This window comes from Aquincola tertiaricarbonis (assembly GCF_000969605.1).
Classification (GTDB): Bacteria; Pseudomonadota; Gammaproteobacteria; order Burkholderiales; family Burkholderiaceae_C; genus Aquincola; species Aquincola tertiaricarbonis.
Genome location: NZ_JZUE01000008.1, coordinates 263,485 through 276,445 on the forward strand (window position 1 = coordinate 263,485; position 12,961 = coordinate 276,445).

Consider the following 12,961-nt stretch of genomic DNA (forward strand, 5'->3'; position numbering starts at 1 on the left):
GACGCAAAACGTCAGTCAGTTCCCAGCTCGATCCGCTGCCCGGTGGCCAGGGCGCCGATGCGGTGGCCGCTGCCCAGCGCCTGCACCTGCGCCATCACCGACGCCACCTCGCCAGGCTTGATGTGCGTGACGTGCACCTGCACGCTGCCCCCCAGCTGTGCCAGCTCACGGCCCAGGCTGTCTGGGCAGAGGTGCGCGCTCAGGTCGGCCAGCGTGCGTTCGTCGTCGCCGAATGCCGTCTCGATGACCAGGTGGTCCACGGTCCAGCCGCGCAGCCGCTGCCACAGGCGCGGGTTGGGGCCGGTGTCCCCGGTGAACACCCAGCGGGCGCCCTGCTGCGGCGCGGCCTTGAGCACCGCGAAGCCCACGGCCGGCACCGTGTGCTCGGCCGGCAGCACCTCGATCCGCCGGCCGCCGAAGGCCAGCACCTCACCCGCCTCGAAGGGCACGAAGGCCAGGATGGGCCGCTCGGCGCTGGGCAGCCGGGTGAAATCGGGCCAGATCACGCCGTTGAACACATGGTCGCGCAGCGCCTGCAGCGTGGCGGGCAGCGCATGCACCTGGATCGGCCCCCGCCCGCCGGCAGTGCGCCGACGCATTACGCTGTCGGCCAGCAGCGCAATGGACAGCACGTGGTCCAGGTGGCTGTGGCTCACCAGCACGTGGTCGATGCCGGCCAGCTCCTCCAGCGTGAGGTCCCCCACGCCGGTGCCAGCATCGATCAGCACGTCGTCGTCGAGCAGGAAGGAGGTGGTTCGGCTGCCGGCGGCAATCGACCCGGAGCAGCCGAGGACACGGATCTTCATGAGGCAAAAAGCGGCAAGGCTGCGAAGCAGGCGGGGCGGATGGGCTGGCCAGGACGCCGGAAAGCCGGGCGGTCGGTCAACGGTGGCGAAGGTCTTGGGCGAGCGCCTGCTGCAGGTGCCACAGCAAGTCGCCTTCGCGAACGGAGGCACCCAGGGCAAGCAACCGCGCGTCGGCTTCGTCCCAATGTTGCGAGCGCGCCGCAGCCAGCGCAAGCTGCCAATTGCGCAGTTGCGCCTGCCGCGCCGCGTCCGGTGGCGGGGGCGGCACATCGAGCGTGAAAAGTGTCACGGGTTGCGAGCGTCCTTTGACCTGCACATCCCCCACTTCCACCCATGGGAGCGATTCCATCGCCGCGCCATCGGTGGCATTGGCTGCGCTGCGCGTCGCGGCGCTGACCAGCAGGTCGACGCCGTAGCGCCGGGTCAGGCCTTCGATGCGCGAGGCCAGGTTCACGCTGTCGCCCAGCGCGGTGTAGGCGCGGCGCAGGTCGGAGCCCATGTCGCCCACGCAGGCGATGCCGGTGTGCAGCCCGATGCCCAGCGACAGCGTGGGCTGGCCGCGCGCCTGCAGCTCCGCATTGAGCGACTGCAGCGCCTGCTGCATGGCCAGCGCCGCGCGCACCGCCTGCGCTGCATGCCGCGGCTCCGGCAGCGGGGCGCCCCAGAAGGCCATCAGCGCGTCACCGATGAACTTGTCCAGCGTGCCGCCGTGCGCATGGATCACTGCCGTCATTCGCGAGAAAAATTGGTTGAGCAGCTCGCGCAGCGCCAGCGGTTCCAGGTGCTCCGACAGCGTGGTGAAGCCGCGCAGGTCGCAGAACAGCAGCGTCAGCTCGCGGTTCTCGGCCAGCAGTGCCGCGCCGGCGTATCGGCGCGGGTCGCGCGCCATGCGCCGCACCAGTTCGCGCGGCACGTAGCTGCCGAACAGCCGCATCAGCGTGCGCCGCGAGCGGCCTTCCACGATGTAGCCCCAGGCCATCACCGCGGCAAAGCCGAGGAACAGCATGGTGAGTGCCGAGGCCAGCGGGAGCGCCAGCCCCTCGACCTGCCAGGCGTACTGGTGCACCGCGAGCAGCGCAGCGAGCGCGGCCGCGCAGCTGAGGGCCGAGCCGGTGGCGGACAGCCGCAGCAACGCCGTGCCCAGCAGCAGCGCCAGGGCCAGCAGCTGCACCACGTCGAATCCGGGTGCCCAGTCGGGGCGGACTGGCAGGCGACCGGCGTCCAGCCCGGCAATCACCGCGGCATGGATCTCGAAGCCCGGATGGGCCGGATACACCGGCGTGGCCCGCAGGTCGCCCAGCGCCGGCACGCTGGTGCCGACGATCACGCGATAGCCGGCCAGCGCGCCGGGCGGCAGGGCGCCGGCCAGCACCCGGGCGGCGCTGTGCCGCTCGAAGGCGCCCGATGCCGGGCCGGCCGCGCGCCGGAACGGCACGAGCACGCCGCCGCGCTCATCCACCGGCTGCCGCAGGCTGCCGATCTGCAACGCGGTGAGCACCGGTCCGCTGGGCGGGGACGCGCTTTGCAGCACCGGCGGCGGCAGGCCCGCCGCCAGTCGCCAGGTGGCCAGCGCCAACGATTCGTACAGCCGCGGCGTGCCGTCGGCCGCATAGGCCGCCACCAGCAGCGTGGAGCGCAGCAGGCCGTCGTCGTCAGGCAACGCATTGATGAAGCCACCCGTGGTGGCCGCACGGGACAGCGGCTCGACGCTGGCAGCATGGCCAGTCCAGCGCGGCAGGCCGGCCGGCAGCGGCTGCGGCAACGGCGAAGCCAGGGGCGGCGGCAACACGCCGTTGCGCGCGCCGTCGCGGTCGGCGGTGAAGTAGTGGCCCAGCACCGCCGGTCGGCCCCGCATCGCTTGCGCCAGCACGGCGTCGTGGTCCAGATGGCGGCGCAGCACGGGCAGCTGGCCCGCGAGGGCGGGGTTGTCGCGCGCCAGGGCCTCCAGCGCCGGCAGGCCGCCGCGGTCGGGCTCGGCCAGCACCAGGTCGAAGGCCGCGGCGGCCACCTGCTGGCGGTCGAACAGTTCGTCGGCGAGGCGGGCCAGGCGGTCGCGGGGCCAGGGCCAGCGGCCCAGTTCGGCCAGGCTGGCCTCGTCGATGTCGATGAGCGCCAGCCGGGCCGGCACATCGGCCGGCGCGGTCCAGCGGGTGCGGGTATCGGCCAGCGCCTGGTCCAGGCGTTCGATCAGCGGCAGCGGCATCAGCCGCAGTGCATGGCCGATGCCCAGCATCAGCAAGGTAGCCCAGAACACCAGCGCCACCAGGCTCGTCCGGTGGCGGTGGTTCATGGCAGCGGGCGCGGCGCCGAGGCGCGCCGCAGCGGCATCACGCCTGGATGAACTGCATCTGGGTGCCGGCCAGCTCGATCACGTCGCCGTTCTTCAGCGGCACGGAATCGCCCACCAGCGGCACGCCATTCACCGTCGGGCGCGAACTGCCTTCCACATGGGCCAGCACGTAGCCGCCCGGCCGCTTGGTGATGGAGGCCACCTGCACGCCCGGCTTGCCGACGGTGGTGACCACCTTGGTCAGCGTGACTTCGCGTCCGGCGGCCGCGCCGTTCAGCACCTTGATGGAGGCCGTGCCATTGGAGGCCGGCCCCAGGTTGCCGAAGCTGGACACGGGCGCCGGCGCCGTCTGCGCATACGAAGGCGAGACGGCCGGGCCACCCGCGCCCTGGCGCACGATCATCGTCTTCTCGTACTCGTTGCCTTCCTCGACCAGGTACTTGATCTTGTACTTGCCGATTTCGACGGTGTCGTTGTGCGCCAGCAGCTGCTTCTTGATTGCCTTGCCGTTGATGTAGGTGCCGTTGGTGCTGTTCAGGTCTTCGATGAAGACGTCCGCCCCCACCATCTGCAGCACCGCATGCTCGCCGCTCACCGCCAGGTTGTCGATGACGATGTCGTTGTACGGGCGACGGCCGAGGGTGGTCTTGTCCTTCGTGATCTGGACTTCCTTGATGACCACGCCATCCAGCGACACGACCAGTTTGCCCATGCTTGACCTTATGTTTGACGTCTGCCCGCAGCGGCGCGCCGCCGGCGTGTTGATCGGGTGATTGCAGCCCGGGGCGGCTTAACGCTTGAAGCGCCACCAGGGTCGCGAGGCGCCGTTGCCTCCATCCGGCACGCGGACCAGGATCACGGCGATATTATCCTTTCCCCCTGCCTCATTGGCCGTGTCGATCAGCGCCCGGCCCGCCGCGTCCAGCGACTCGTTGGCCAGCAGCACCTGCGCGATGCGGGCGTCGGGCACCATGTCCGACAGGCCGTCCGAGCACATCAGGTAGAGGTCGCCGGGCTCGGTGCCGTGCACATGCGATTCCAGCAGCACCGTGTCCTCCACGCCCACCGCGCGGGTCACCAGGTTCTTGTTGGCGGAGTAGGCAGCCTGCTCCGGCGTGATCAAGCCGGCGTCCAGCTGCTCCTGCAGCAGCGAGTGGTCGCGCGTGAGCTGCGAAAGGCGCCCGCCACGCAGGCGATAGGCGCGCGAATCGCCCACGTGGCCCAGCAGCAGGCGCGCCTCGCGGAACACCGCCAGCACCAGCGTCGTGCCCATGCCGGCGTACTGCGGATTGGCGTTGGCAGCGTTGAAGATGGCGCGGTTGGCGTTGTCCACGCAGATGTCCATCGCGCGGCGCACGTCGGCGTCCGAAGCCTGCGAATTGGCTTCGTGCAGCCAGCGGCCCAGCTCGGTCTGGATGAAGGAGGTGAGCATGCCGCTGGCCACCTCGCCGGCGTTGTAGCCGCCCATGCCATCGGCCAGCACGGCCAGCCCGGCTTGTTCATCCAGGGCGACGGCGTCTTCGTTGTTGCTGCGCGCGCGGCCGGTATCGATGGCACTGAAGAACTCGAGAGGCATTTCGGCGCGCTGTGGCGGTGGCTGGGTGCGGTGGATTGTGCTCTTTTGTCACTGGGCGTGGCGCAGGCGCCACCCCCGGCGGGCTCACCCACCGGCCACCCGTGACGACTTCAACGGTGGCACTGCGGCGCCGTTGCTGCGCTCCGACGCAATGCGCCGCAGCGCAGCTGCCACGGCCATGCCGTCGGCCGGCCGGCTGCGTGGTCCCTTGTCCAGCAGCGCACGTACCAGCTCATGCAGTTCGGCGGGCAGGTCGGGCCGCAGCGCGGCCAGCGAGCGTGGCGGCCCGCCGGCGATGGCCCGCAGCAGCGTGCCCATCGACTCACCCTCGTAGGGCAGTGCTGCGGTGAGCAGCTGGAACAGCAGCACACCCAGGGCATACAGGTCGCTGCCCGGGTGCGGTGGTGCGCCGGCCAGCAGCTCGGGCGCCATGAAGGCAGGCGTGCCCAGCACCAGGCCCGTGCGGGTGCGGGTGCCGTCGGTCAGGCGGGCAAGGCCGAAGTCGGTGATCTTCACCCGGCGTGTCGGCAGGTCCACCATGACGTTGGCCGGCTTGACGTCCCGGTGCATCACGCCATGGGCATGCGCGTGGGCCAGTCCCTCGGCCACCGCCGCGCCGATGTGCAGTGCCAGCGGCTCGGGCAGCAGCAGCGTGCGCTTCGTGTAGCGCTCGAGGTTGCAGCCGGGCAGCGGCTGCATGGCGAGGTAGGCGGTGCCGCGTACCTCGCCGCAGCGGTATACACGCACCACATGCGGATGGCGCAGGCGGCCCGCGGCCTGGGCCTCGGCCACCAGCCGCTCGCGCGCCAGTGGCAGCTCGTCGCGTTCGAACTGGCTGCCGAGGTCGATGGTCTTCAGCGCCACCAGCTTGCCGCGCTGGTTGGAGGCCAGGTACACCGCGCCAATGGCGCCGCGCCCCAGCAGCCGGTGGATGCGGTAGCCGTCGAATTCGCTGTCCTGGCGCAGCAGGCGACCACGGCCTTCGGCCGCACTGTGTTGCTGCGTGTCGGTATCGGCCATGCCCTGCCAGAAGTCGCCCATCCAGGTTGGCGGGCACCTTAGCATGGCCACCGCGGTGGCCATCGTTCGAAAAGGAGGGCCTCAGCCCGCGTCGGTCCGGGCCTGCAGCCGTCGGGCGGCAAGCCGCCCCGCCACCAGCACTCCGGCGATGGTCACTGCGTACACCGCCCAGCGCGCGGCCGTGTGCGGGTCGAACAGCGTGTGGAGCAAGGGTTCGTGCACGATCATCCGGGCGGCCGTGAAGGCCAGCACCCCGGCGCCCAGGTAGCTGATGAGCGGAAAGCGGTCCACGAGCTTCAGTACCAGGCTGCTGCCCCACACCACGATGGGCACGCTGATCAGCAGGCCGATCACCACCAGGTCGAAGGCACCGTGGGCGGCACCGGCCACGCCCAGCACGTTGTCCACGCCCATCAGCGCATCGGCAATGATGATGGTGCGCATCGCGCCCAGGAACGTGGTGGCGCCAACCGTGCCATGCGCGTCCTCGCCGCCGGGCACCAGCAGCTTGTAGGCGATCCACACCAGCCCCAGGCCACCCACGAGCATCAGCCCTGGAATGCGCAACAGCCACACCACCACCATCGTCATCATCGAGCGGACGATGATGGCGCCGACCGTGCCCCAGACGATGGCGCGGCGCTGCAGGTGCGTGGGCAAGCCGCGCGCGGCCAATGCGATGACGATGGCGTTGTCACCGGCCAGGATCAAGTCGATCAGCACGATGGACAGCAGCGCCGAAAACCACTCGGGGGAGAGAAAGGCCATCAATTGCTCCGCCTACGCTGGCGCAAAGTTTAGCCATGCAGCAGCCATGAAAAAGGCCCGGCGCCTGTGAAGCGCCGGGCCCGGAGGCAGCAGTGGGCGAGGGCTTAGAGCAGGCCCTTGAGCAGCTTGCCCATCTCCGACGGATTGCGCGTGACGGTGAAGCCGCACTCTTCCATGATCGCCAGCTTGGCGTCGGCCGTGTCGGCGCCGCCAGAGATCAGCGCGCCGGCGTGGCCCATGCGCTTGCCCGGAGGCGCGGTGACGCCCGCGATGAAGCCGACGATCGGCTTCTTCATGTTGTCCTTGCACCAGCGGGCGGCTTCGGCTTCGTCGGGGCCGCCGATCTCGCCGATCATGATCACCGCGTCGGTGTCCGGATCGTCGTTGAAGGCCTTCATCACGTCGATGTGCTTCAAGCCGTTGATCGGGTCGCCGCCGATGCCGACCGCGCTCGATTGGCCCAGGCCGATCTCGGTCAGCTGCGCCACGGCTTCATACGTCAGCGTGCCCGAGCGCGACACCACGCCGATGCGGCCCTTGCGGTGGATGTGGCCCGGCATGATGCCGATCTTGATCTCGTCCGGCGTGATCAGGCCCGGGCAGTTGGGTCCCAGCAGCAGCGTGCGCTTGCCGCCGGCCGCTTCCTTGGCCTTCATCTTGTTGCGCACTTCCAGCATGTCGCGCACCGGAATGCCTTCGGTGATGGCGATCACCAGGTCCAGGTCGGCCTCGACGGCTTCCCAGATGGCAGCGGCCGCGCCCGCGGGCGGCACGTAGATCACGCTGACGGTGGCGCCGGTCTCGGCCGACGCTTCCTTCACGCTGGCGTAGATGGGGATGCCTTCGAACTTCTCTCCAGCCTTCTTCGGGTTCACGCCCGCCACGAAGGCGTTCTTGCCGTTGGCATAGGCCTGGCAGCCGAGCGTGTGGAACTGGCCCGTCTTGCCGGTGATGCCCTGGGTGATGACCTTGGTGTCTTTGTTGATGTAGATCGACATGAATCTGCTCCCTGCTTACTTCACGGCGGCGACGATCTTCGTCGCGGCTTCGGCCATGGTGTCGGCGCTGATGATCGGCAGGCCGGACTCTGCAAGCAGCTTCTTGCCGATTTCCTCGTTCGTGCCCTTCATGCGCACGACGAGCGGCACGTTCAGGTTCACGGCCTTGCAGGCGGTGATCACGCCCGTGGCGATGGTGTCGCACTTCATGATGCCGCCGAAGATGTTCACCAGGATGCCCTTGACCTCCGGGTTCTTCAGCATGATCTTGAAGGCCTCGGTCACCTTCTCGGCGGTAGCGCCGCCGCCCACGTCGAGGAAGTTGGCCGGTTCGCCGCCGAAAAGCTTGATGGTGTCCATCGTGGCCATGGCCAGGCCGGCGCCGTTGACCAGGCAGCCGATGTTGCCGTCCAGGCTGATGTAGGCCAGGTCGAACTTGCTGGCTTCGATCTCGGCCGGATCTTCTTCATCCAGGTCGCGGTAGGCCACGATCTCGGGGTGGCGGAACAGCGCGTTCGAGTCGAAGTTGAACTTGGCGTCCAGCGCGACCAGGTTGCCCTTGCTGTCGCAGTTCAGCGGGTTGATCTCGACCAGCGACGCGTCCGTCTCCATGTAGCAGCGGTACAGGTTCTGGAACAGCGTGATCGCCTGCGCATGCGAGCCTTCCGGCAGGCCGATGGCAGCGGCCACCTTCTTCGCCTGCTCGTCCGACAGGCCGGTCAGCGGGTCGATGTAGTCGGTGATGATCTTGTCGGGGGTGGAGTGCGCCACTTCCTCGATGTCCATGCCGCCTTCGCTCGAGGCGATGATGGCCACCTTCTGCGTCGCGCGGTCGGTGACCAGCGAGACGTAGTACTCCTTCTTGATGTCCGCGCCTTCTTCGATGTAGAGACGGCGCACCTTCTGGCCTTCGGGGCCGGTCTGGTGCGTGATCAGCTGCATGCCGAGGATTTCGCCGGCCAGCTTCTTCACGTCGTCCATCGAGCGGCCCAGCTTGACGCCGCCGCCCTTGCCACGGCCACCGGCGTGGATCTGCGCCTTGACGACCCAGACGCTGCCGCCCAGTTTTTGCGCAGCCTCGACGGCTTCCTGCACGGTGAACGCGGGGTAGCCGCGGGGCACCGGAACGCCGAACTGGCGCAGCACTTCTTTGCCTTGGTACTCGTGGATCTTCATAGGCTTGTCTTGGGGAGGGGAGGGCGGACAGCGGCGCGCGAGGAGGCGGACAGAGCCGCCTTCAGCGCCCCGCGACGGGCGGAAAGGAGGAATTGTCGGCCGAATTGCCGACAGCGGGCTGACGCCGCATGCATGCCGAGACCGGGGCAGGACCCATGGCAGCCGCCACGGCAGGTACGTCAGGCGTGCCGGCGCGGTGGTGCAAGGGGAACGGAAACAAGGCCATCGACTGCAGGCGGATCGGCGGCCGCGGCCGCCATCGGACAGGCGCATGTGCGCCGCTGGGAAAAACCGCGGGAATGTAGCATCTTGCGCTGCAGCAATCCTGCGGCTACCCGCAGTCGTCTTCCCCGGCGCCGCTGACCACCCGGCGGATGGTTTCGCCCGAGAAGCCTCGGCCGGCCAGGAAACGCATCTGCTTGGCGCGCCCTGCGGCGTCCTCGGCTGGGCCGCCGAACCGCCGTTGCCACAAGGCACGGGCGCGCTCCAGCTCGCTCGCCTTGAGTTGCGCGGCGGTGTCCGCATTCACCGCCAGACCATGCTGCGCCAGCTCCAGCTTGATGCGCATGTTGCCGAAACGGGAAGCGCGAGCGTGCACGCGGCTCTCCACGAATCGCTCCTCGCTCAGATACCGATGAACCTCCAGCCAGTCCAGCAACTTGTCCAGGCACTGGTGGGGCGTTTCCGCGGAGGCGGTGCTGGCCCCGCCGGTCAGGGCTGCGGCATCGTTGGCAGCCGTCTGCTGCGCTTCGCAAAAGGCCACGGCATGCGGCAGCAACTTGCGGCGCAGTTCGGTACGACTGTGCTCCCGTTGCGCGAGGAGCTTGAGCGCCCGCGCTTTCAGTGAAAGCCGGCCGGGCGCTGCCATGCGGGCTTACTTGGCGGGGCTGCCAGCCGCGGCAGGCGCGGCGCCCTTGCCGGGCATCAGGGGAATGCCCAGCGCTTCGCGCACCTTGTTCTCGATCTCGGTGGCGACGTCCTTGTTTTCGCGAAGGAACTCGCGGGCGTTGTCCTTGCCTTGGCCGATCTTTTCGCCGTTGTAGGCATACCAGGCGCCGGACTTGTCGAGGATGCGCGCTTCCACACCCATGTCGATGATCTCGCCTTCGCGGCTGATGCCTTCGCCATAGAGGATGTCGAACTCGGCCGTCTTGAAGGGCGGGGACACCTTGTTCTTGACAACCTTGACCTTGGTCTCGCTGCCGATGACTTCCTCGCCCTTCTTGATGCTGCCGGTGCGGCGGATGTCCAGGCGAACCGACGCGTAGAACTTCAGCGCATTGCCGCCGGTGGTGGTTTCGGGGTTGCCGAACATCACGCCGATCTTCATGCGGATCTGGTTGATGAAGATGACCATGGTGTTGGTCTTCTTGATCGTGCCGGTGAGCTTGCGCAGTGCCTGGCTCATCAGGCGGGCCTGCAGGCCGGGGAGGGAATCGCCCATTTCGCCTTCCAGCTCGGCCTTGGGCGTGAGCGCGGCCACCGAGTCGACGACGATGAGATCGATGGAGCCGGAACGCACCAGCGCGTCCACGATTTCCAGCGCCTGTTCGCCGGTGTCGGGCTGGGAAATCAGCAGGTCCTGCAGATTGACGCCAAGCTTCTGGGCGTATTGGGCATCCAGGGCGTGTTCGGCGTCGATGAAGGCGCAAACGCCGCCAAGCTTCTGCATTTCAGCGATGACTTGCAGCGTGAGCGTGGTTTTGCCCGACGATTCGGGGCCGTAGATTTCGACCACGCGGCCACGGGGCAGGCCGCCGACGCCCAGCGCGATGTCCAGGCCAAGGGAGCCGGTGGACACCACCTGGATGTCTTCCACCACTTCGCCGTCACCCAGGCGCATGATGGAACCCTTGCCGAACTGCTTCTCGATTTGCGAGAGCGCAGCCTGCAGGGCTTTGGCTTTTTCAGTGTTCAGGGCTTTCACGGGTGCGTCCATGGCGTTCTCCGGAGAATGGGCGCAATGATACCTGAAGCTGGATATCCGTACAGTATCGGGAACGCACTGCCGACAGGGATTCCGACTCCCTAAAATCAGTGGATCAGGAGACGACATCGTGCGCATTTTGATAGCCGAGGACGATCAGGTGCTGGCCGATGGATTGATCCGGACGCTGCGCAACACGGGTTATGCAGTGGACCAGGTCGGCAGCGGCACCGAGGCCGACGCCGCATTGGCGGCGCATGAGTTCGACCTGCTGATCCTGGACCTGGGCCTGCCCAAGCTGCATGGCCTGGAGGTGCTGCGGCGGCTGCGCGCCCGCGGCTCCAGCGTGCCGGTGCTGATCCTCACCGCGGCCGACAGCGTGGAGCAGCGTGTGAAGGGCCTCGACCTGGGCGCCGACGACTACATGGCCAAGCCGTTCTCGTTGGCGGAACTGGAGGCCCGGGTGCGTGCGCTTACGCGCCGTGGGCTCGGATCGGCCTCGACCGTGATCAAGCACGGGCCGCTCAGCTTCGATGCGACGGGCCGCGTGGCCTACCTGAACGACCAGATGGTGGACCTGTCCGCGCGCGAGTTGTCGCTGCTGGAGGTGCTGCTGCAGCGCGCGGGCCGGCTGGTGAGCAAGGACCAACTGGTGGAACGCCTGTGCGAGTGGGGCGAAGAGGTGAGCAACAACGCCATCGAGGTGTACATCCACCGGCTGCGCAAGAAGATCGAGCAGGGCCCCGTGCGCATCGCGACCGTGCGCGGGCTGGGCTACTGCCTCGAGAAGATCCCGGGCTGATCGGCCCGCGGCGTCCGGACGGAGGCGAGCGACCGCATGCCCGGAGCCCAGCGCGAGCAGCGTTCGCTGTTCGGCGAGATCCTCGACTGGATGCTGGCGCCGCTGCTGCTGCTGTGGCCGATCAGCGTGGCGCTCACCTGGCTGGTGGCGCAGGGCATCGCGAACCGGCCGTATGACCGCGAACTGGGCGAGCTGGCGCGCACCGTGGCACAGCGGGTGTCGGTCGAATCCAGCGAGTTCGTGGCGCCGCAGGTGAAGGTGCGCATCCCGGAAGCGGCAGCGCAGATCCTGCGCAGCGACGATGCCGACCAGGTGTTCTTCCAGGTGCTGGGCCTGCGGGGCGAGTTCCTGGCGGGCGACCGCGACCTGCCCGTGCCCGACGAGGAGCGGGCCGCGCCGGGCGAGTTGCGCTTCCGCGATGACTTCGTGGCCACCGAGCCGGTGCGCATCGCCTACATGTGGCTGGCCGATCCGCAGGCGCCGAAGGACTCGGTGCCGCTGGTGCAGGTCGCGCAGACGCTGGACAAGCGCTCCCGGCTGGCCACCGAGATCTTCCGCGGCGTGATCCTGCCGCAGTTCGTCATCCTGCCGGTGGCGGTGCTGCTGGTATGGCTCGCGCTGGCGCGTGGGCTGGCACCGCTGAATGCGCTGCAGCGGCGCATCCGTGAACGCGAGAGCCATGACCTGTCGCCCATCGAGGAGCGGGACGCGCCCGACGAGGTGGCACCGCTGGTGCGATCGATCAACGACCTGCTGGGCCGGCTGGACGTGTCCATTGGGGCGCAGAAGCATTTCCTGGCCGACGCCGCGCACCAGCTCAAGACGCCGCTGGCCGGCCTGCGCATGCAGGCCGAGCTGGCGCAGCGTGAGCTGGAGAGCGGCGGCGACGTGCAGTCGGTCAAGCGCTCGCTGCAGCAGATCGCCCGTTCCACCCAGCGCGCGGCGCACATGGTCAACCAGCTGCTGGCCATGGCCCGGGCCGAGGACAAGGAGCAGGCCCGCCGCATGCAGGAGGTGAGCCTGCCGCGGCTGGCGGTGGAGACGGTGCGGGACTTCGTGCCGCGCGCGCTGGAAAAGCGCATCGACCTCGGCTACGAAGGCCCCGACGCCCACAGCGCCGGCCCCACCGTGCGCATCAAGGGCCAGCCGGTGCTGGTGCGTGAGCTGATGCGCAACCTGGTGGACAACGCGTTGCAGTACACGCCGTCGGGCGGAGCGGTGACGCTGCGGGTGGTCGCCGATCCGTTCGGCCAGGTGGTGGTGCTGCAGGTGGAGGACACCGGCCCGGGCATCCCGGAGGCGGAGCGCGAGCTGGTGTTCCAGGCCTTCTACCGCGCGCTGGGCACGAACGTGGACGGCTCCGGGCTGGGCCTGGCCATCGTGCGCGAGATCGCGCAGCAGCATGGCGCGGTGGTGGCGGTGGAGGATGCGCATCCGCGCAGCACGCCGCCGGGCACCCGCTTCACGGTGCGCTTTCCGGTGGCCCCACCGGCGGAGCCGCAGGCTACCGCCGCACCCGACGCGCCCGCAGGCGTGCCCGCCTAGGAGTCTGCGCGGCAGAAACGGGTATTTCCGGATGTCGCCTGGCCAGGTGTATG

Annotated in this window: 12 protein-coding genes; 2 read left to right on the top strand and 10 right to left on the bottom strand. The window is 68.8% G+C overall.

Annotated features, from left to right (window positions below; all coding sequences use genetic code 11):
- Positions 1-11: 11 nt before the first annotated feature.
- The 10 genes from VO99_RS12325 to recA all read right to left on the bottom strand — a co-directional run bounded on the left by VO99_RS12325 (position 12) and on the right by recA (position 10,573).
- Positions 12-806, bottom strand: a complete 795-nt coding sequence (locus VO99_RS12325) for an MBL fold metallo-hydrolase (protein ID WP_046113135.1) — start codon at positions 804-806, stop codon at positions 12-14.
- 76 nt (positions 807-882) lie between these two features.
- Complete coding sequence (locus VO99_RS12330; RefSeq protein ID WP_046113136.1) at positions 883-3,096, bottom strand: CHASE2 domain-containing protein; 2,214 nt, start codon at positions 3,094-3,096, stop codon at positions 883-885.
- A 37-nt stretch (positions 3,097-3,133) separates the two neighbouring features.
- Entirely contained in the window at positions 3,134-3,808 is a 675-nt protein-coding gene (locus VO99_RS12335) for an FHA domain-containing protein (RefSeq protein ID WP_046113137.1), read from the bottom strand.
- A 78-nt stretch (positions 3,809-3,886) separates the two neighbouring features.
- Positions 3,887-4,672 carry a Stp1/IreP family PP2C-type Ser/Thr phosphatase gene (locus tag VO99_RS12340; RefSeq protein WP_046113138.1) on the bottom strand — a complete coding sequence of 262 codons (786 nt, stop codon included), beginning with the start codon at positions 4,670-4,672 and terminating at the stop codon, positions 3,887-3,889.
- Between the two features lie 84 nt (positions 4,673-4,756).
- Positions 4,757-5,713 (bottom strand): serine/threonine-protein kinase, encoded by a 957-nt coding sequence (locus VO99_RS12345; protein WP_232315343.1) that lies wholly within the window; start codon positions 5,711-5,713, stop codon positions 4,757-4,759.
- Positions 5,714-5,773: 60 nt separating this feature from the next.
- A complete protein-coding gene (locus VO99_RS12350) occupies positions 5,774-6,460 on the bottom strand; it encodes a TerC family protein (RefSeq protein WP_046113139.1) in 687 nt (228 codons plus the stop codon).
- A gap of 104 nt (positions 6,461-6,564) precedes the next feature.
- Positions 6,565-7,458 carry a succinate--CoA ligase subunit alpha gene (gene sucD / locus VO99_RS12355; RefSeq protein WP_046113140.1) on the bottom strand — a complete coding sequence of 298 codons (894 nt, stop codon included), beginning with the start codon at positions 7,456-7,458 and terminating at the stop codon, positions 6,565-6,567.
- Between the two features lie 15 nt (positions 7,459-7,473).
- Positions 7,474-8,634 (bottom strand): ADP-forming succinate--CoA ligase subunit beta, encoded by a 1,161-nt coding sequence (gene sucC, locus VO99_RS12360; protein WP_046113141.1) that lies wholly within the window; start codon positions 8,632-8,634, stop codon positions 7,474-7,476.
- A gap of 331 nt (positions 8,635-8,965) precedes the next feature.
- A complete protein-coding gene (locus VO99_RS12365; protein ID WP_046113142.1) occupies positions 8,966-9,502 on the bottom strand; it encodes a regulatory protein RecX in 537 nt (178 codons plus the stop codon).
- A 6-nt stretch (positions 9,503-9,508) separates the two neighbouring features.
- Entirely contained in the window at positions 9,509-10,573 is a 1,065-nt protein-coding gene (gene recA / locus VO99_RS12370) for a recombinase RecA (protein ID WP_046113143.1), read from the bottom strand.
- 118 nt (positions 10,574-10,691) lie between these two features.
- Between recA and VO99_RS12375 the strand changes: the two genes are divergently transcribed.
- Both VO99_RS12375 and VO99_RS12380 read left to right on the top strand, forming a co-directional pair.
- On the top strand, positions 10,692-11,363 hold the full coding sequence (locus tag VO99_RS12375) for a response regulator (RefSeq protein ID WP_046113144.1): 672 nt from the start codon (positions 10,692-10,694) through the stop codon (positions 11,361-11,363).
- Between the two features lie 36 nt (positions 11,364-11,399).
- Entirely contained in the window at positions 11,400-12,908 is a 1,509-nt protein-coding gene (locus VO99_RS12380) for a sensor histidine kinase (RefSeq protein ID WP_046113145.1), read from the top strand.
- Positions 12,909-12,961: the final 53 nt, after the last annotated feature.

Excerpts from the sequence above, each read along its gene's own strand:
- VO99_RS12325 (WP_046113135.1), bottom strand. The coding sequence starts at position 806 with ATGAAGATCCGTGTCCTCGGCTGCTCCGGGTCGATTGCCGCCGGCAGC.
- VO99_RS12330 (WP_046113136.1), bottom strand. The coding sequence starts at position 3,096 with ATGAACCACCGCCACCGGACGAGCCTGGTGGCGCTGGTGTTCTGGGCT.
- VO99_RS12335 (WP_046113137.1), bottom strand. The coding sequence starts at position 3,808 with ATGGGCAAACTGGTCGTGTCGCTGGATGGCGTGGTCATCAAGGAAGTC.
- VO99_RS12340 (WP_046113138.1), bottom strand. The coding sequence starts at position 4,672 with ATGCCTCTCGAGTTCTTCAGTGCCATCGATACCGGCCGCGCGCGCAGC.
- VO99_RS12345 (WP_232315343.1), bottom strand. The coding sequence starts at position 5,713 with ATGGGCGACTTCTGGCAGGGCATGGCCGATACCGACACGCAGCAACAC.
- VO99_RS12350 (WP_046113139.1), bottom strand. The coding sequence starts at position 6,460 with ATGGCCTTTCTCTCCCCCGAGTGGTTTTCGGCGCTGCTGTCCATCGTG.
- sucD (WP_046113140.1), bottom strand. The coding sequence starts at position 7,458 with ATGTCGATCTACATCAACAAAGACACCAAGGTCATCACCCAGGGCATC.
- sucC (WP_046113141.1), bottom strand. The coding sequence starts at position 8,634 with ATGAAGATCCACGAGTACCAAGGCAAAGAAGTGCTGCGCCAGTTCGGC.
- VO99_RS12365 (WP_046113142.1), bottom strand. The coding sequence starts at position 9,502 with ATGGCAGCGCCCGGCCGGCTTTCACTGAAAGCGCGGGCGCTCAAGCTC.
- recA (WP_046113143.1), bottom strand. The coding sequence starts at position 10,573 with ATGGACGCACCCGTGAAAGCCCTGAACACTGAAAAAGCCAAAGCCCTG.
- VO99_RS12380 (WP_046113145.1), top strand. The coding sequence starts at position 11,400 with ATGCCCGGAGCCCAGCGCGAGCAGCGTTCGCTGTTCGGCGAGATCCTC.